The following is an 18,389-nucleotide window of genomic DNA, read 5'->3' on the forward strand; positions in this document are numbered from 1 at the left end:
ATTCATTCTCCAGTCGATGTATCAAGATGGCGGTTGAGAACCTCGATCAGTTCGTCGGCAATCACTTCTTTTTTCTCGTCGCGTGTCACCAGATGCAGATCGGCCATCTCATAGACCGGGTAGCGCTCGTCCATCAGTTTCTGCATGACACCACGCGGATTGCTGTTTTTAAGCAAAGGACGGTTCTGGCGACGTGAAACGCGCTCCATCAACACATCAAGCTCCGCATTGAGCCATACTGAAACGCCAGCCTCGGCAATTGCTGCGCGGGTTTCGGCATTCATATAAGCGCCGCCACCTGTAGCAAGAACCATGGGACCATCGTCGAGAAGCCGCAAGATGACACGCCGTTCCAGATCGCGGAACTCTTTCTCGCCATAGCTTTCGAACAATTCGGCAATGGACATGCGCGAAACCGCTTCGATCTCGTTATCGGCATCGCGAAACGGCAATCCAAGCATGGATGCGACCTTACGGCCGATAGTGGACTTTCCCGCCCCCATCAGCCCGACAAGAACGACCACCCTCGTACCAAGCAGGGTGCGGATTGCCTCGGCTTTCTCATGCGGACCGGCTTGTTTGTCTGTACTGCTCATCGACCTCATCCATTTGCATCGGTTCGACATGAAAAACCACGCGGCGTCAATGGCTTTCATCCAATGAGACGCAAAGACAGCGTTTTCAAAACCGCCGCATCAATCCATGCATATCCTTGCTTTCGCCTTCATGCCGCATCATAAAGGCAGCATGCCCACTCTGACGCGCCTTCTTGCTTTTCTTGGCCTCCTTGCCGCCATCACCTATGGCGCGATCTATGCACTCGCCAATTTCGTCAAACCGCAAACACATGAGATGTCGGTTGAAATTCCTGCAACTCATTTAAAACCCCTTGCGATTTCACCAAAACAGGCTGGAACAGAAATCCCCGGGAATGAATGACAATGCGCGCATCGCTGGCAATCGAGAATTTTTTGGAAATGATGAGTGCAGAACGGGGCGCGGCGGGCAATACGCTCGAATCCTATTCCCGCGATCTTCAAGCAGCAGCAGACGTGCTGGTCACACGAAAGGTCAATCTTGCGGAAGCGGACGCCGACGACATACGCGCAATACTTAATGCCATGGCAACCGAAGGTTTTGCCGCTACCTCACAGGCGCGTCGCCTGTCAGCCTTGCGGCAGTTTTTTCGTTTTCTTTACGCCGAAGGCTATCGCAAGGACGACCCCACCGGCATCATCGATGCGCCCAAAAAGCAAAAGCCGCTGCCTAAGATCATGAGCGTGGAAAATGTTACCCGCCTGCTTGACCGCGCGGCCCTGGAAGCCATCGAGCCATCCGATCCAGGCGAACGCATTAAGGCACTGCGTCTGCATGCGCTGATCGAAACACTTTACGCGACCGGTTTGCGCGTTTCCGAACTGGTCAGCCTGCCAGCCAGCGTTGCGCGAACAGATCACCGCTTTTTGATGGTGCGTGGCAAGGGCGCGAAAGACCGCATGGTTCCGCTATCACCAAAGGCCCTTGACGCACTGCAAAATTTTCTCAGCGCACGTGATTCGCTGCCCGGCATCGAGGATAATTCGTGGCTGTTTCCTGCCTTTTCCGAAAGCGGCCATCTAGCCCGACAGGTTTTTGCGCGAGAACTCAAAGGGCTTGCGGCACGTGCGGGATTATCGGCCGCAGCCGTCTCCCCACACGTCATGCGCCACGCTTTTGCCAGTCATCTTCTGCAAAATGGTGCCGATCTGCGCACCGTTCAGCAATTGCTCGGGCATGCCGATATCTCGACGACACAAATTTACACGCATGTGCTGGAAGAAAGACTTCATAAACTTGTCAGTGAGCATCATCCGCTTGCCGATTAATCCACCTGCCGCTATGAGAAAGCTAAAATTTGCAAGTTGCACCCGTAGCGAATATGTAATGCGCCGTAAAACAGCCTTTTTCCATGGCGCTAATCTCTGGTAAACGCACGAACAGTCAGGCCCGATGTACAATTATCTCGATTTTGAAAAACCCGTCGCTGATCTCGAAGGCCAGATTCTGGAGCTGAAGAAGCTCGCACAGGAACAAGGCAGCGTCGAGATGAGCGACGAAATCAGTCGCCTCGAGAAACGTTCAGCCGATGCGTTGAAAGATATTTATCGCAAGCTGACGCCATGGCAGAAAGCCCAGATCGCCCGCCACCCGGATCGTCCGCATTGCCTCGAATATATCGAACGGCTGTTCACGGAATTCACACCCTTGGCCGGTGATCGCCAGTTCGCCAATGACGAAGCCATTCAGGGCGGCTTTGCCCGATTTAACGGTGTGCCGGTGGCAATCCTTGGTCAGGAAAAAGGCTCGGACACCAAAACCCGACTCAAGCATAATTTCGGCTCAGCGCGACCTGAAGGCTACCGCAAGGCTGTCCGCATCATGGAACTGGCCGACCGCTTCCAGCTTCCCCTCATTACACTGGTCGATACAGCCGGTGCCTATCCGGGTGTGAGCGCAGAAGAACGCGGTCAGGCCGAAGCCATTGCCCGCTCTACGGCTCAATGCCTCAAACTGCGCGTTCCGGTCATTTCGATCATCATCGGTGAAGGCGGTTCGGGTGGCGCTATCGCGATCGCCGTCGCCAACCGCGTCTATATGCTCGAACATTCCATCTATTCGGTCATTTCACCGGAAGGCGCAGCCTCGATCCTGTGGCATGACTCCACGCGCGCCAAGGATGCAGCATCCAATATGAAGATCACCGCGCAAGATCTGTTCGAGCTGAAAGTGATCGACGGCATTATCCCAGAGCCACTCGGTGGCGCCCATCGCGGCAAGGAAGCGGTGATTGACGCGGCAGGCGATATTATCACTGCATCGCTGCGTTCAATGAAGGATGTTGACGGCGAAACGCTGAAACAGGAACGCCGCCAGAAGTTTTTGCAGATCGGACGCAATCTCTAATCGCTCTGTATGCGGCGTCATTTCTGCCCGCATACCGCGCATGATCGGAATTTGCATCCTCCTGAGATTTCAGCCATATTGCCGTGGCGTTTATTTTTAGATACCCGATAAGGGTTTCGTAAACGATACCGTAAGATTTGGTTTGTAAAATCCCCTTACAGGAAACCGGCTCTTTTGCCGCCATAAACAGACTCGATGCGATATGAAGATCAGAAGCGCAATACTCGGCACAGTCATGGCAACCGCTCTTCTCGCGGGTTGTCAGGGCTCATCCGTATCCGATCTGAGCTTGCGGGCTGAAAAGCCGCTGCCGCACAAGATCATCACCAAGATGAAGGCGAAGGGTATGACCCGCACGTCGCCAGTCATGGTGCGTATCTTCAAGGAAGAGGGCGTTCTGGAAGTCTGGAAGCAGAAGAACAACGGCAAGTACGATCAGATTGCATCTTACGAAATCTGCAAATGGTCGGGCAAGCTTGGCCCGAAATTTGTCGAGGGCGATCGTCAGGCACCCGAAGGCTTTTATAACGTCCGTCCGGCGCAGATGAATCCGGAATCGCAATATTATCTAGCCTTCAACATCGGCTTCCCCAACGCTTACGATAAAGCCAACCAGCGCACAGGCCAGCATCTGATGGTGCATGGTGCGTGCTCTTCGTCGGGTTGTTATTCGATGACCGATGAAAGTGTTGCTGAAATCTATGCGTTTGGGCGCGACGCCTTCAAGGGCGGTCAGCGCGATTTCCAGATTCAGGCATTCCCCTTCCGCATGACCACTGCCAATATGGCGCGCTACAAGAGCGATCCAAACTACGCATTCTGGAAAATGCTCAAGCAGGGCTACGACGCCTTTGAGACGACAAAGGTTCCGCCGAAAGTCGACGTCTGCGAAAAGCGCTATGTGTTCAACGTTTCAACGCCCGATGGTCAGGCTTTGTCGCCGACCGAGGCTTGCCCGCCTTCGGTGAATGCCGAAGCCATGTCCTACGCATCTTACGAGAAAACCTTCCAGAGCGCATTCAGTGCAGCACAGAAAAAGCCAGCACCTTCCATTCAGGGGATTGCGGAAGCCAAACTCGTTTCAGCCTGGAGTGCGGCGCGGGCACGTGGCGAAAAGGTAAGCCGCCAACCGCCGTCGCTTTCGCCAGCCTCGGCTGAAAAAGCCGGTGCACCGGATACGGTCCCCGCGACACCTGCCCCGGCACCGCAACCAACTGCTATCGCAGCCACCCCGGCAGCCGAAGCGCCCAACGGCATCTCACCCATGACAACCGGAAGCACGGTCACGCAAACGGCGGAGCAGACCCCGCCTGCCGCTACACCAGACGCAAAGAAGCCATGGTGGAAAATCGGCGGTAAGTGATGCTACCGGACGCTTGCATTCCTGTTTACGATCTGAGGGGGCTTAAATGCCCTCTTCCCGTTTTGAAAACCCGCAACCGGCTGGTCAGACTGGCGAGTGGCGCGCTGCTGTGGGTGGAAACAACCGATCCGCTATCCGGCATCGACCTCCCGCATTTCTGTACCCAGGAGGGCCACGAGCTGGTTACGCAGGAACAAGATGAAAGCCTGCACCGGTTTCTTATCCGCAAGAAATAGCCGGTAAAGGCTTCTACGTTCTTGGCGAGTAACCGGGTATGGCGAGCGGGTTTTCGGTGAGTGCGGCGCGATCAGGCCGGTCAACGCTCGGCCGCCCGAGAAATGCATCGAAAAGCTCGCGCACGTAGCTCTCCGGCAAATCCTTGACGATCATTACCAGCAGTGTCTCGCGTTTGCCTTCCTGATCCTGCGGCCAGTGCGGCAACCTTGCCGGCGGATGAAAAATCTTCTGCACGCCATGGATGACCACTGGGCGCTCCGGGTCTTCGGCAATCTGCACAACGCCCTTGACGCGCAGAAGCTTCTCGCCATGCGCCGAGCGCAGAAGGTCGAGAAACATCTCAAAAGTCGAAAGCGGGATCGGCGCATCATGCCTTAACGAGAAAGACCGGATCGCATCATCATGATGGTGGTGGTGTTCATGATTATGCGTATGTGCGTGATGATCATGATGGTGATGCCCGTTATCATGATCGTGATCGGCATAGGCTTCGGCCTTGAGCCAGCGCTGCACATCAGCCGATTTGGTTTCAGGATTATAGAGGCCGCATTCAAAAAGCGCAGCATAACCCGCTTCGTCTTTGCCTGCGGTTAAAAGCTCCGCGCCGGGATTGAGCAGTTTCAGCCGCGCCTTCAAGGCGGATAATCCGGCCTGCGCCTCCGGCAAATCGCTCTTGGTCAGGATGACCCGGTCGGCCATGGCCGCCTGCTTGACCGCTTCTTCATGATTATCCAGTGTCGCCATACCATTGACGGTGTCAACCGTTGCCAGAACGCCATCCAGCCGCAACGCCTGCATGAGCACCGGATGTCCCATGATTGAATGCAGGACAGGTGCGGGATCGGCCAGGCCTGTGGTCTCGATAATGATGCGTTTCAGCGCCTTGATCTTGCCCGTCTGCAAACGGTCTATAAGGTCGGCAAGCGTATCGACAAGTTCGCCGCGCACCGTGCAGCACAGGCAGCCATCCGCAAGCTCAATCACCCCTTCGCTCGCCTGCTCGACAAGCAGATGGTCGATACTCACCTCGCCAAACTCGTTGATGATCACCGCCGTGTCGCTGAGCGCCGGGTCCTTCAAAAGTCGATTGAGCAATGTCGTCTTGCCTGAGCCAAGAAAGCCGGTCAAAACAGAAACGGGAATAGGATTTGCCATTATAAATACTTGATGTTGGAGATGCTATCGCCCGGAAATAACAAGATATTCCGAAAGGCACATTTCTGGACCGGTCATTCGGGCGATCAGTTGATGGCCGTCGTCTTTACCCCGCGCTGCGGGCGCGGCATGGGAACCGGAATTTGTGAAATATCAAGCTGGCTCGGCTTGGTAACCGGCCCGGGCTCTGAAACAAGGCCCACCTGCACCGCGACCGGATCACGATCCATGGCATGGATATAGGGCGAATTGATCCGCAGGCGCCCTTCAACGTCGCGGCCGTCCCAGCGATCCGCCATGGCCTGCTGGTTGCAGATGGTCTTGCGCATATCGGTGGCCTGATTGAGATTACCGCCCGCCGCAGGACGCAGCGTGGCCAGGGTAACATCACCCGAAGCGCGGGTGCGGAAAGCCTCAGACATCAGCTGTGCGGCCTGAACGGCGCGAGCTTCCTGCCGGTCCGCACCAAGCACGATTGCCAGTACGGTACGGCCATTGCGCGTTGCCGATCCGGCAAGATTGAAGCCCGAGGCACAAACGAAACCTGTTTTCATCCCATCGGCGCCGTCATAACGACCGAGCAGGATATTGTAATTGGCCTCGACTTTTCTGCCGGCACCCGGATTGATCGCTTCAGTCGAAAAATAATGTGCATATTGGGGAAACTCGCGGCGCAACTGCACGCCCAAAATCGCCAGATCGCGCGCCGTGGTATAATTGTTGGGATCGTGAAGGCCGTTCGGATTGGTGAAATGCGAGCCGACCATGCCGATGCGCTGTGCTTCCGAATTCATCAACTTGACGAAACCGGCCTCGCTCCCGCCCACCGCTTCACCAACCGCAACCGAAACATCATTGGCGGATTTTACCAGCATGATTTTCAGTGCCGTATCAAGTGTCATAACGGAACCGGGCTTGTAGCCCATCTTGCTCGGCGGCTCCTTGGCCGCGCGCACCGTCATTCTAACGGGCGAATCCAGCGTCATCCGTCCAGACTGAAGAGCGCGGAAAGCCACATAGGCAGTCATCATCTTGGTGAGCGATGCCGGATACCAGCGCTGAAAAGCTTCCTGCTGGGAATAAACCTTGCCGGTCGCCACGTCGACGGCGATCGACGGATTGGCTTCAGCCGATGCCATTGCCGCAACACTCATGGTTGCAGTGACAAACCAGATTTTCAACGACTTCGACATCATTGTACAGTTCCAATCAACAACAGCACGCAAGACGAGCTTGACCTTTTCAGTCCAATTCCATGCAGCCAGCTCGCCCTCGAACATGACCAAGCACAACAATCGTGATTAAAAAAGGATTAACCTTGCTCTTATCTATGCCATGTGGCGAGTAAAAGGCAAACAGGGATTGCCTGCTTTCACCCAAACGTCATATCGTTATTTTCACAAATCATATCATCCCAGTTCGGCCAGTCCGGGGAGCTTTTCCAATGCCAGTGCTCAATCATTCCGTTGAAAATAAACCTGTAATAGCGTCATGGCGCCGAAAGCTGCACCAGAATCCCGAACTGCTTTATGACGTACATGAAACCGCAAAATTCGTTGCGGAAAAATTGCAGACATTTGGTTGTGACCAGATAGAAACAGGAATTGGACGCTCCGGCGTTGTCGGCGTTATCAAAGGCCGACATGGTGATGGACGGGCAATTGCTTTGCGTGCCGATATGGACGCCCTGCCGATCCTTGAGACGAGCGGTGTGGAATGGGCATCGAAAACCCCCGGCAAGGCGCACTCCTGCGGCCATGACGGCCATACATCCATGCTGCTGGGTGCCGCGCAATATTTATGCGAAACGCGCAATTTTCGCGGCTCTGTCATCCTCCTGTTCCAGCCTGCGGAAGAAGGTGGAGCTGGCGGAAAGGCCATGGTCGAAGACGGTGTCATGGACCGGTTCGGTATTTCGGAAGTTTACGGCATCCATAATATGCCGGGCCTCCCCGTCGGTGAGTTTGCCATGTGCAAGGGCCCGATCATGGCGGCAACCGATGAGTTCGATCTTTTTATCACCGGACGCGGTGGCCATGCGGCCCAGCCTCATCGTGTCATTGATCCGATCCTTGCGGGATCGCAATTGCTCAACGCCTTGCAGGGCATCGTATCGCGCAATACCGATCCACTGGATTCGCTCGTTATTTCGGTGACGCAATTTCATGCTGGCGACACCCATAACGTCATTCCCGAAAAAGCCACGCTTTCAGGAACGGTTAGGACATTGCGCAAGGAAACCCGCGCCTTTGCCGAACTCCGGATCGGTGAAGTTGCTGACGGTATTGGGGCTGCGACTGGCGCCGAGATTATCATGCGCTACCGCAACAATTATCCGGTGACCTTTAACCACGATGCCCAAACCGAATTTGCTGCGCGTGTTGCGCACAGCGTTGCGGGCGAACGCAAGGTGAATGCAGCCGTCGCACCAATGATGGCGGCAGAGGATTTCTCCTATATGCTCGAAGCCCGTCCCGGTGCCTATGTTTTTCTCGGCAATGGCGACACGCCCGGGTTGCATCATCCCGCCTATGATTTCAACGACGACGCCATTCCCTATGGGGTTAGCTATTTTGTGGCTTTGGTGGAAACAGCACTTGCACCTTAAATATTCACCCAGAAAAACGTTTGCGGCTGCTTTTGCGGGGTTGGCGGCAGAGGCGAAAGACAGTATGTGTCGAACCATTCGCACAGCATCGGCTTGCGGATGGTTTATCGGTTGGTCCCGTAGCTCAGTAGGATAGAGCGACAGATTCCTAATCTGTAGGTCACAGGTTCGATTCCTGTCGGGATCACCATTGCAGTTCCTGAACCGGCTCTTACGGCCAGTTCGCCTGCGAAAAGACCCCGCCATCGACCCAAAGTGTCTGACCGGTTACGAAGCGCGCGGCCTCAGAGGCGAAAAACAGCACAGGCCCCGAAATATCTTCTACGACCCCGACGCGCCTTAATGGCGTAATGCGGCTCCAGCTTTCCGCATAATCCGGCTGTTCCTGTGCGGTGCGATCATTGAGTATGGCACCTGGCGCGACACAATTCACACGAATGCCATGCGGGCCCAGTTCTGCAGCCGTCACCTTGGTCAGTTGCTCGATCCCCCCCTTCGATGCCGTATAGGAAACGAGCCGTGGAAAGGCGAGCTTGTTACAGCCCGAGCCTAAATTGATGATGGAACCGCTTTTATCGGCTTCAACCATGCGTTTTGCTGCGGTCTGCGTATTGAGAAAGCAACCTTTGAGATTTGTGCGGATGACTTCGTCCCAATCTTCCTCGGAGAGTTCCAGCAGCGACGCCCAAGTCTGAATACCGGCATTGTTGACCAAAACATCCGGCGCGTCACCAAACCAGCCACAGGCCTCGTCGAAAAAGGCCTCCACCTCCTCGCCAATGCCCACATCGCATTCCAGGCCAAGCGCCTGCCCGCCTGCCGCCTCTATTGTATCAGCCAGCGATAGGGCCGCTTCTTCATCATATTTATAGCTGAAGGCCACGGCATAGCCTGCGTCCACGAAAGCTGAAACGAGATGTGCACCGATCCCCTTGCTTCCGCCCGTGACAATTGCGAAATCGCTCATATTTCCTCCCGTAAGTACTTCCACCGGATATGCGCTGCGCGTGCTTATTGATTTAACTGCACAACTTCATTAAGCAAATCTAACAGCGTTAACGCATCAGGATAGGGGAGATTTCAATGGGTTCCAAATTTCGCGCCACGCTTCTGGCCTTGCTCGCCGCAACATCGATCGCCATAACTGCCCACGCAAAAGATGTCACGGTCGCCGTGACGGCAATTGTCGAACATCCAGCTCTTGATGCTGCCCGCGATGGCGTGAAAGATGCGCTGGCCGAGGCCGGCTTCAAAGAGGGCGAAAATCTCAAATTCGTCTATCAGTCCGCTCAGGGCAACCCGGCAACCGCCGCACAGATCGCCCGTCAGTTCGTCGGCGAAGGCCCTGATGTGATCGTGCCGATCTCAACTCCTTCGGCGCAGGCTGTGGTTTCGGCCACCCGCGACATTCCGATTGTCTTCACAGCCGTTTCCGATCCGCTCGGCGCGCAACTCGTCAAGGATATGGAAAAGCCCGGTGGCAATGTAACCGGCCTCTCCGACATGTCGCCTGTGGTCGAGCATATCAAGCTGATCAAGGAAATCATGCCGGATATCAAGAAGCTTGGCTATCTCTATAATTCGGGTGAAACAAATTCCGTATCGCTTCTGGCAGCTCTCAAGGAAGCAGCATCTGCCGAAGATATCGAAATCGTTGAGTCAGCTGCGACGAAATCCGCAGAAGTGAAAGGTGCAGCACAGGCACTTTCCGGCCGTGCCGATGCCATGTATGTGCCAACCGACAACACCATTGTTTCAGCCCTTGAAAGTGCAGTGGGTGTTGCTGAGGAAAGCAAAATGCCGCTTTTCACCGCCGATACGGATTCGGTCAAGCGTGGTGCAATGGCAGCACTCGGTTTCAACTATTACGATGTCGGCAAGCAGACGGGCGCGGTTGTCGTCAAGATTCTGAATGGCGAAAAGCCAGGTGACATTGGCGTCGATATCGCCAAGGGCACCGATTTAGTGATCAATCTCAGCGCCGCCAAGAAGATGGGCGTTGAAATCCCAAAGGCCGTCATCGACCGCGCCACGAGCAAGGTTGAGTAAGCTTCAACTGACTGTCTTTCGGGCCTGAATAATGATGCAAAGGCGGAAATTTGATAAATTTCCGCCTTTTTCAAAGTTGTATTAGTCCCACAGACCGGCACATTTTGGCGCATCCGGAACGATAAAGCTTGCGTGCAAGAACGTTGCAGTTGTATCGGGTCGGAATGCGCGGCGGGAAATCCGTAGTTTGCATGATCACCAGAGGCATTCACAAGAAGCTCCGCTTCCTGCTGGACAGGCTCTAACCAGAACTATACGTGATCGCAATTGGTCGCGGCAAAATACAAGGATCGCCGTTGTGAGTCAGATCGCCTTTTGGGGTGCGGTCGAGTTGGGCCTCGTCTTCGCTTTTGTAGCCATCGGCGTCTATCTGGCGTTTCGCGTGCTGGACTTTCCTGATCTGACAGTCGACGGCTCCTTCCCGCTCGGCGCTGCGGTAACCGGCGTGCTCATTCTGGCTGGCTGGAATCCGTGGCTTTCAGCCGGCATTGCAATGATTGCTGGATCGATTGCCGGGCTGGTGACAGCGACCCTCAATGTGCGCTTTAAAATTCTCAATCTGCTTGCGTCCATTCTCACGATGATTGCGCTTTTTTCGGTAAACCTGCGCGTCATGGGAAAACCGAACATAGCGCTCATCAATCAGGACACCATGCTGAGCCCCTTCTTCGGCCACGGACTGGCAGAATACTATGTCCGCCCTCTGTTCCTGTTCGTTCTGGTTGTGCTGGCGGTCATTCTCGTCTGGCGCTTTCTGGAGAGCGATATGGGGCTCGCCATGCGGGCAACCGGCGCAAATCCGAAAATGGCGCGCGCTCAGGGCGTACGCACAGACCGCCAGATCTATCTCGGCATGGCGCTTTCCAATGCGCTTGTGGCGCTGGGAGGCGCGCTCTTTGCACAGACAAACGGCTTCGCCGATGTCACATCAGGCGTCGGTACCATCGTGGTTGGCCTTGCCGCTGTCATCATCGGTGAAACAATTTTGCGCACCCGGAATCTGCTGGTCATCCTTATTGGCTGTGTAATCGGCTCTGTGATTTACCGTATTGCAATCCAGCTCGCGCTTTCAAACGGCAGTACCGTCGGCCTGCAGGCATCTGACTTGAATATTGCCACAGCCCTACTCGTCACCTTTGCCTTGATATTGCCGCGTCTGCGCCGCGGGGGAGCATCAGCATGATCGAGTTGTCGAATATCGATGTTGTTTTTGGACGCGGCACGCCGCTTGAAAAGCAGGTTTTGAAAAAGATCAACCTGACGATGCATCAAGGGTCGTTTGTTACGGTTATTGGCTCCAATGGCGCTGGCAAATCGACGATGCTGGGTGTGCTGGCCGGTGATGTCATAGCGACCGGTGGCAAGGTCAACATTGCAGGACGGGATGTCACCCGTAAATCCACAGCAGATCGCGCCGGGCTGGTCGCACGTGTATTTCAGGATCCGCTGGCTGGCAGCTGCGGCGCGCTCACCATCGAGGAAAACCTGGCGCTGGCTTCTTCACGTGGCAAGCGCCGCGGCCTGGCCCATGCCCTTGGCTCGGGTCGGCGCGATTGGTTTCGCGACAGGGTAGCGGGCCTCAATCTCAGTCTCGAAAACCGCATGCATGACCGCATGGAGCTTTTGTCCGGCGGGCAGCGTCAGGCCCTTTCATTGATCATGGCAACACTTGCCGGTTCCGAAGTGCTGCTTCTCGATGAACACACGGCAGCGCTTGACCCCGGCATGGCCGAGTTCGTCATGGAACTGACCCGTACACTTATAGCTGAAAACAAGCTCACAGCCCTGATGGTGACGCATTCCATGCGTCAGGCGCTTGATTACGGCGATCGTACCATCATGCTGCACGGCGGCAAGGTGCTGCTCGACGTCACTGGCGATAAACGCAAGACATTGGGCGTTGAAGATCTCATCGAAATGTTCCGCAAGGTACGCGGCCAGACGCTGGATGACGACGCGCTGTTGATCGAATAGTCAAAAGCAAAGTCTCACCCTGCTTCATAATGAGCAAAACCGCTTCGCACTTTCCTACAAAATGCTCTAAGAACGGCATATGGCACAAAAGAAAGCACACGAAGTCGAGGGTTTCCTCTCCAGGCCCAACAGCTCGTTTCCGGTCGTTCTGCTTTACGGTCCCGACAAGGGACTGGTGAACGAGCGCGCGCGCCGTTATGCAGAGGCGACCAAACTTCCGTTGGACGATCCCTTTGCCGTCATTCGCATGGAGGCGGACGAGATTGACGCCGATCCGGCTAAACTTGCCGACGAGGCTAGCACAATTTCCATGTTCGGCGGGGAAAGGCTGATCTGGATCAAAAATGCCGCGGGCCAGAAGAAGTTGGCTGAAGCGATCAAGCATCTGGCAACCCAACCGCCTGTCGAAACCTATATTCTGGTCGAGGCCGGGGACCTTAAAAAAGGTGCAGGCCTACGCAGCGCGGTGGAAAATGCGTCCGCCGCAATGGCGCTACCCTGCTATACGGATGACGCACGCAGCATCGATGCCGTGATTGATTCAGTACTCGCCGAATGGAAAATGCAGATAACACTTGATGGCAGGCAATTGTTACAGGCAAGCCTCGGAGGTGACCGCCTTGCCACGCGCGGTGAACTGGAAAAGCTATGCCTGTATGCGCTGGGAAAGGAGCGGATAGACATTGATGATGTACGTGAAGCCGTTGGCGATGTGGCCGGTCTCTCAATCGACGAAGTCATCGATGCCGTGCTTTCTGGCAATCTTTCGCGTTTCGAAGCCGCATTCGATCGCTTGGTGAAGTCGGGAACCGCACCCTTTTTGCTGCTTAACGCCGCCATGCGTCAGTTTCAGCAAATCCAGAATTTGCGCTATATTGCCGACACCGAGCGCAAGAGTGCATCTGTGGTGATAGCAGGTGCCAGACCACCCATTTTTTTCAATCGCAAGAAGCTCATAGAGACGGTGGTTAGCCGCTGGAACGGCGAAAGCCTCAGCCGTGCGCTTGACCGTATTCAGCGCGCTGTGCTTGAAAGTCGGCAGAATGCAGCATTATCCATACCAATTATCCGTCAATGCCTACTGGCAATTGGTGTTGAAGCACTACGCAATGCAAGACGATAAAAAATAAAGCTCCATTTTATACGGACCTGTTGCAAATGTTTCGTCAACGAGGGCTGATATAGGGTTTCGAGCTTTCAAGAAGCTGGATTATTCGATTTTCAAAGGCCGCCATTTCGATAAGTCCGTCATCCTTCTGTGTGTTCGATGGTACCTGACTTACAATCTTAGCCTACGCAATCTGATAGAAAGGCACTGTTACTTTAACGAAATTACTGACGTAACTTATTCTTTGACGCATCTGTTATGCGGAATTCAGACAAGCGATTTTCCGCCGCTGATGTTTACGCTTCGATTAAGGTAACAGTGCCTTTACAGCGCTTGCAGCATAGTTGCGTCCAGCGATCAGCCACGCTTTGTCACACAAAAATTTTTGCGACAGATTCTTTTATACATATGGGGCTTTCTGAATACTTAGGTATCATCAGCTCTGAAGGCGGCGGCAAATCTCGTCGAGCTGCTCAAGTGAACTATAGCGGATTTTGACTTCGCCACCACGTTCACGATGATTGATCTCGACGTTCATGCCGGTGACATCGGAAAGGAGCTTTTCCAGCGCCTTGGTATCCGCATCTTTCTCAAAAGGAACTGATCTTGTTGGCTTTTTCCGGCTATCGCCGCGCGCCTCAGCCTGAGCCAGAGCCTCAACCTGACGAACCGAAAGCCCCTCTTTAACGATCTTTTCCGCTAATTGGGTCGGGTTTTCCATCGTAATCAGGCTACGGGCATGACCAGCCGATAGAGCGCCATCAGAAATGAATTCCTGCACTTTCTCAGGCAGCTTCAAAAGACGCAACGTGTTAGCCACATGGCTACGGCTCTTGCCAATTACCTGCGCAAGATCATTTTGTGTGTAATCATGATTATCAATAAGCTGTTGATACCCAAGAGCTTCTTCAACCGCGTTCAGATCTGCTCGCTGAACGTTTTCAATGATCGCGATTTCCAGCGCTACACGATCATCAACATCACGCAGGATGACCGGAATCGTATCAACCCCAGCGCGCTGCGATGCGCGCCAGCGCCTTTCACCAGCAATCAACTCAAAACGGTCTGGCTGTCCTGGTGCCGGACGCACGACAACCGGCTGGACGACGCCGTGTTCCTTGATCGACTGCGCCAAATCTTCCAGTTCAGTCTCAGAAAACATGCGTCGGGGATTTCGTGGATTGCGCGTGACGAATTCGATCGGCACATTACGCTCCACTGAAACCGACGTTTTACGCTCTTCAACCGGGCGATCAATCTCGCCGATCAGAGCAGCCAGCCCGCGGCCAAGGCGCTTTTTTGAGGGATCGTCATTCATTGGTCGGCAATTCCTGCAGTTGGATTGGTATCGATATTTCAGCCTCTTGCTACTTTATGCCGCTTTTAGCTGTCGCTCACGCTGGATAACTTCTGAGGCGAGTTGCAGATAAGCCTGGCTGCCCGCACATTTAAGGTCATAAAGGAGCGCCGGCTTTCCATGCGAAGGCGCTTCGGACACCCGCACATTGCGCGGAATAACTGTACGATAGACCTTTTCTCCCATGAAGGAACGAACATCATCTACCACCTGCGCCGCGAGATTGTTGCGGCTATCGAACATGGTCAGCACTATCCCCTGAATACTTAGATCGGGATTGATTGTCGAACGCACCTGATCAACCGTCTGTAGGAGCTGGCTCAATCCCTCCAGCGCGAAAAATTCGCACTGTAGAGGCACCAGCACCGAATCGGCTGAAGCCATAGCATTCAGAGTCAGAAGATTCAACGAAGGAGGGCAATCGACGAGAATATAGGAAAACCGTTCAGAAACGGCAGAATCGAAACGCAACGAATCGCGTAAGCGACGCGTACGATCTGCCGATTGTGCTATTTCCATCTCGATACCAAGAAGATCCAACGTTGACGGTACAATGTACAGATTTGGTACATCGGTCTGTATTGCCGCTTCCGGGATGGTCGCAGCCTGTGTCAGCACGTCATAGGAAGACAGTGGCCGATTACGACGATCAATACCGAGCCCCGTGCTGGCGTTCCCCTGAGGATCGAGATCGACGATCAGTACCGATTCCCCGATAGCAGCCAGAGCTGTTGCCAGATTAATAGCGGTCGTCGTCTTACCGACCCCGCCTTTCTGGTTTGCAATGGTTATGATTCTGGACATCCTGTTCATTCGCCGCCCTTGCTGCTTGCCGATGCACACTAATCCCGTCATCAATCGATTTTACGTCGCAGATTGCTGATCTCGAGAATAACAGACGCTGGATCGATAGCACTTGTATGTTTTACCAGATCAAAATCCCAACGAATACGGCTTTCGCTTACTTCACGCTGGTAATCCCGTCCTTTTTGAAAAAGTGCTCTGGCCCCACTTTTTAACCAGGGCTCCGAAAGGTGAAAAAGATCACTTAAAGAGGCGAGCGCACGCGCTGTCACGATATCCGGAGCATCAAGTTTACCCCACATCGCCTCAATACGGGCAGCATGGACATGGGCGGGAATAGCCAAATGTCCCGCAGCCGTACGCAGGAAAGCTGCTTTTTTACCAGCGCTCTCAATAAGATCGATGCTTGTTCCGGGCTTTTCCGCAAGGTAACAGGCCGTGACAATACCTGGGAAGCCCCCGCCGGAACCTATATCTAACCAACGATGCGCTTCTGGTGCGAAAGCAAACAGTTGCGCGCTATCAAGAATATGACGGTTCCAGAGATCGGAGAGCGTTGAAGGAGATGCAAGATTGATCGCCTTTGACCATTTATAAAACAGACTTTCGAATGCAACCAACCTATCCGCTGTTTCACGTGAAACAGTCGGGTGAATGGCGCGCAGACTACTGAAACGATCATCCTCCTTCACGCCGCTCCCGCTCCTTCGGAAAGGTCAGAAGCGGCACGTTGGCGAACGCCATGCTTTTTTATCTGTGCGATCAATAAAGCCAGAGCAGCGGGTGTCATTCCATCCACGCGCTGGGCTTCTGCAATTGTTTCAGGTCGGCGCTGTTTCAACTTATGCTTCAATTCGTTGGAGAGCCCCGAAATGGAATCAATATCCAGACCCTCGGGAATATACAAGCGCTCTTCCCGCTCCATAACAGCGATATCGCTCCGTTGTCGCTCCATATAAACGGCATATTGCGCTTCGATTTCCAACGCTTCGCGCGTAACAGGGTCAATTGTATCCAATTCAGGCCAGATTATTTTCAAGCGTTCAATATCGATGTCAGGGTATGACAAAAGATCGTACGCGGAGCGCCTTACCCCATCATGATTGAGGTGCAGTTGATAACGACTGGCCAGATTGGGCGTAATGGACAATGATTGACTCAAGGAACGTGCACCTGAAAGCGCATTCAGACGTGCATGAAAGCGCTCTTTGCGTTCATGCCCCAAGATGCCAAAGTCTTCGGCCAAAGGTGTTAATCGTTGATCAGCGTTATCAGCTCGCAGCGAAAGCCGGAATTCAGCACGTGACGTAAACATGCGATAAGGCTCACTCACACCGCGCGACGTCAAATCATCGATCATCACGCCAATATACGCTTCGGTCCGCTGGATGATGACTGGCTCAATGCCACCTGCCCGGCGGGCGGCATTCAAGCCTGCGACAAGGCCTTGAGCGCCAGCTTCTTCATAACCGGTAGTGCCATTGATCTGGCCGGCCAGAAACAATCCACTCACACGACGCGTTTCCAGACTACGTTTTAATTCGCGCGGATCAATGAAGTCATACTCAATAGCGTAACCCGGTTGCAACATGGTTGCTTTTTCAAGACCTGGAATAGTCTTGAGTATATCCAGTTGCACATCTTCCGGTAGAGAGGTGGAAACACCATTCGGATAAACCGTATCGTCGTCCAGACCTTCTGGTTCCAGGAAAATCTGATGTCCATCACGATCACCAAACTTGACGATCTTGTCTTCCACTGAGGGACAGTAACGCGGCCCGATCCCCTCGATTGAACCGGAATACATCGCCGAACGATGTAAATTGGCCCGGATGACATCATGGGTTTCAGGCGTTGTGCGTGTAATACCACAATCGATTTGCGGTGTGGTAATACGGTCGGTCAAAAGCGAAAACGGAACCGGGTCGGCATCCGCCGATTGCATGTTAAGGCTCTGCCAGTCGATGGTGCGTCCATCAAGGCGTGGTGGCGTGCCAGTCTTCAATCGACCCAATGTAAAGCCAAGCGCAAGCATCGTATCGGAAAGCCCCAACGACGGTTTTTCTCCCATGCGACCGGCAGGTATCTTTTTCTCGCCGATATGGATCAGACCATTAAGGAACGTTCCTGTCGTCAATACGACTGAACCGCAATGCAAAACGCGGCCATCAGTCAAAACAACTGCCGTGATATAACCGTTCTTCGTCTTGATATCAGAAGCGCCACCTTCAATGACGCTCAGGTTTTCCTGAGCGCCAATCATTTCTTGCATAGCCAGACGATAAAGTTTGCGATCAGCCTGCGTGCGCGGGCCACGGACTGCCGGGCCCTTACGTCGATTGAGAAGTCGGAACTGTATGCCTGCTTTGTCAGCAACACGCCCCATCAATCCATCAAGTGCATCGATTTCTCGCACAAGATGGCCCTTACCAAGCCCACCAATGGCAGGATTACACGACATGGTGCCGATCGTATCAAAGCGATGGGTAACTAGGGCGGTTTTTGCGCCTGCGCGTGCGGCAGCTGATGCCGCTTCGCAGCCAGCATGACCACCGCCAACAACAATGACATCATAAACGGCGGTATCGGCCGAGCTCATTGCATTTAATCCTGATTCATTAAATCGTCGGCCGCAAAAGTGATTGTCTAATACGACATTCACGCACAACCATCTTAGCCTTCTTTGCCACGAATAGCCTTGAAACAAAAGCTCTATCGAAAATATTTTGGCCTATCGCCGCTGTTAGCTCGATTCACGGAAGGATGATTGAGTCAACTTCATAGTCATGAT

Annotated in this window: 18 protein-coding genes, 1 tRNA gene and 1 pseudogene; 12 read left to right on the forward strand and 8 right to left on the reverse strand. The window is 53.9% G+C overall.

Going from position 1 to position 18,389, the window contains the following annotated elements; all coding sequences use genetic code 11:
• Window positions 1-2: 2 nt before the first annotated feature.
• On the reverse strand, window positions 3-596 hold the full coding sequence (locus AAIB41_RS09310) for a shikimate kinase (RefSeq protein ID WP_343313042.1): 594 nt from the start codon (window positions 594-596) through the stop codon (window positions 3-5).
• Between the two features lie 151 nt (window positions 597-747).
• Between AAIB41_RS09310 and AAIB41_RS09315 the strand changes: the two genes are divergently transcribed.
• The 5 genes from AAIB41_RS09315 to AAIB41_RS09335 all read left to right on the forward strand — a co-directional run bounded on the left by AAIB41_RS09315 (window position 748) and on the right by AAIB41_RS09335 (window position 4,542).
• Window positions 748-939 (forward strand): recombinase, encoded by a 192-nt coding sequence (locus AAIB41_RS09315; RefSeq protein ID WP_343314724.1) that lies wholly within the window; start codon window positions 748-750, stop codon window positions 937-939.
• A gap of 2 nt (window positions 940-941) precedes the next feature.
• Entirely contained in the window at window positions 942-1,865 is a 924-nt protein-coding gene (gene xerD, locus AAIB41_RS09320; protein WP_343313043.1) for a site-specific tyrosine recombinase XerD, read from the forward strand.
• 124 nt (window positions 1,866-1,989) lie between these two features.
• Complete coding sequence (locus AAIB41_RS09325) at window positions 1,990-2,943, forward strand: acetyl-CoA carboxylase carboxyltransferase subunit alpha (RefSeq protein ID WP_343313044.1); 954 nt, start codon at window positions 1,990-1,992, stop codon at window positions 2,941-2,943.
• 202 nt (window positions 2,944-3,145) lie between these two features.
• Window positions 3,146-4,306 carry a murein L,D-transpeptidase family protein gene (locus tag AAIB41_RS09330; RefSeq protein ID WP_343313045.1) on the forward strand — a complete coding sequence of 387 codons (1,161 nt, stop codon included), beginning with the start codon at window positions 3,146-3,148 and terminating at the stop codon, window positions 4,304-4,306.
• Window positions 4,306-4,542, forward strand: a complete 237-nt coding sequence (locus tag AAIB41_RS09335; RefSeq protein ID WP_343313046.1) for a sulfurtransferase TusA family protein — start codon at window positions 4,306-4,308, stop codon at window positions 4,540-4,542. Before AAIB41_RS09330 ends, AAIB41_RS09335 begins: the two co-directional genes overlap by 1 nt.
• Before the next feature lie 13 nt (window positions 4,543-4,555).
• On the opposite strand, the gene AAIB41_RS09340 is transcribed toward AAIB41_RS09335, so the two are convergent.
• Together AAIB41_RS09340 and AAIB41_RS09345 are read right to left on the reverse strand one after the other, a co-directional pair.
• Window positions 4,556-5,698 (reverse strand): GTP-binding protein, encoded by a 1,143-nt coding sequence (locus AAIB41_RS09340; RefSeq protein ID WP_343313048.1) that lies wholly within the window; start codon window positions 5,696-5,698, stop codon window positions 4,556-4,558.
• A gap of 86 nt (window positions 5,699-5,784) precedes the next feature.
• Window positions 5,785-6,894, reverse strand: coding sequence for a D-alanyl-D-alanine carboxypeptidase family protein (locus AAIB41_RS09345; RefSeq protein ID WP_343313049.1), 1,110 nt, complete (start codon window positions 6,892-6,894; stop codon window positions 5,785-5,787).
• A 248-nt stretch (window positions 6,895-7,142) separates the two neighbouring features.
• Between AAIB41_RS09345 and AAIB41_RS09350 the strand changes: the two genes are divergently transcribed.
• Together AAIB41_RS09350 and AAIB41_RS09355 are read left to right on the forward strand one after the other, a co-directional pair.
• Window positions 7,143-8,306 (forward strand): M20 aminoacylase family protein, encoded by a 1,164-nt coding sequence (locus tag AAIB41_RS09350; RefSeq protein WP_343313050.1) that lies wholly within the window; start codon window positions 7,143-7,145, stop codon window positions 8,304-8,306.
• Window positions 8,307-8,419: 113 nt separating this feature from the next.
• A tRNA-Arg gene (locus tag AAIB41_RS09355) sits at window positions 8,420-8,496 on the forward strand.
• Window positions 8,497-8,517: 21 nt separating this feature from the next.
• Here AAIB41_RS09355 and AAIB41_RS09360 read toward each other — a convergent pair.
• Window positions 8,518-9,273, reverse strand: coding sequence for an SDR family NAD(P)-dependent oxidoreductase (locus AAIB41_RS09360; protein ID WP_343313052.1), 756 nt, complete (start codon window positions 9,271-9,273; stop codon window positions 8,518-8,520).
• A 116-nt stretch (window positions 9,274-9,389) separates the two neighbouring features.
• On the opposite strand from AAIB41_RS09360, the gene AAIB41_RS09365 reads away from it, so the two are divergent.
• The 5 genes and pseudogenes from AAIB41_RS09365 to AAIB41_RS09385 form a co-directional block, all read left to right on the forward strand.
• Entirely contained in the window at window positions 9,390-10,355 is a 966-nt protein-coding gene (locus AAIB41_RS09365) for an ABC transporter substrate-binding protein (protein ID WP_343313053.1), read from the forward strand.
• 298 nt (window positions 10,356-10,653) lie between these two features.
• The gene (locus AAIB41_RS09370) at window positions 10,654-11,538 is read left to right on the forward strand and encodes an ABC transporter permease (protein ID WP_343313055.1); all 885 of its coding nucleotides are present in this window, start codon (window positions 10,654-10,656) and stop codon (window positions 11,536-11,538) included.
• On the forward strand, window positions 11,535-12,329 hold the full coding sequence (locus AAIB41_RS09375) for an ABC transporter ATP-binding protein (RefSeq protein ID WP_343313056.1): 795 nt from the start codon (window positions 11,535-11,537) through the stop codon (window positions 12,327-12,329). The genes AAIB41_RS09370 and AAIB41_RS09375 overlap by 4 nt, the downstream gene beginning before the upstream one ends.
• Before the next feature lie 79 nt (window positions 12,330-12,408).
• Window positions 12,409-13,452, forward strand: coding sequence for a DNA polymerase III subunit delta (gene holA, locus AAIB41_RS09380; RefSeq protein ID WP_343313057.1), 1,044 nt, complete (start codon window positions 12,409-12,411; stop codon window positions 13,450-13,452).
• Window positions 13,453-13,546: 94 nt separating this feature from the next.
• A pseudogene (locus AAIB41_RS09385) lies at window positions 13,547-13,639 on the forward strand (IS6 family transposase); the annotation flags it as partial.
• Between the two features lie 234 nt (window positions 13,640-13,873).
• Here the strand turns inward: AAIB41_RS09385 and AAIB41_RS09390 are convergent.
• From AAIB41_RS09390 to mnmG, 4 genes are read right to left on the reverse strand one after another with little or no spacing between them, the layout of a single operon-like run.
• On the reverse strand, window positions 13,874-14,755 hold the full coding sequence (locus tag AAIB41_RS09390) for a ParB/RepB/Spo0J family partition protein (RefSeq protein WP_343313058.1): 882 nt from the start codon (window positions 14,753-14,755) through the stop codon (window positions 13,874-13,876).
• 54 nt (window positions 14,756-14,809) lie between these two features.
• Window positions 14,810-15,607, reverse strand: coding sequence for a ParA family protein (locus tag AAIB41_RS09395; protein WP_343313059.1), 798 nt, complete (start codon window positions 15,605-15,607; stop codon window positions 14,810-14,812).
• Window positions 15,608-15,648: 41 nt separating this feature from the next.
• Window positions 15,649-16,290, reverse strand: coding sequence for a 16S rRNA (guanine(527)-N(7))-methyltransferase RsmG (gene rsmG, locus AAIB41_RS09400; protein ID WP_343313060.1), 642 nt, complete (start codon window positions 16,288-16,290; stop codon window positions 15,649-15,651).
• Complete coding sequence (gene mnmG, locus AAIB41_RS09405) at window positions 16,287-18,197, reverse strand: tRNA uridine-5-carboxymethylaminomethyl(34) synthesis enzyme MnmG (protein WP_343313061.1); 1,911 nt, start codon at window positions 18,195-18,197, stop codon at window positions 16,287-16,289. The genes rsmG and mnmG overlap by 4 nt, the downstream gene beginning before the upstream one ends.
• Window positions 18,198-18,389 lie beyond the last annotated feature (192 nt).

The sequence above is a fragment of the Brucella sp. BE17 genome (assembly GCF_039545455.1).
Lineage (GTDB): Bacteria > Pseudomonadota > Alphaproteobacteria > Rhizobiales > Rhizobiaceae > Brucella.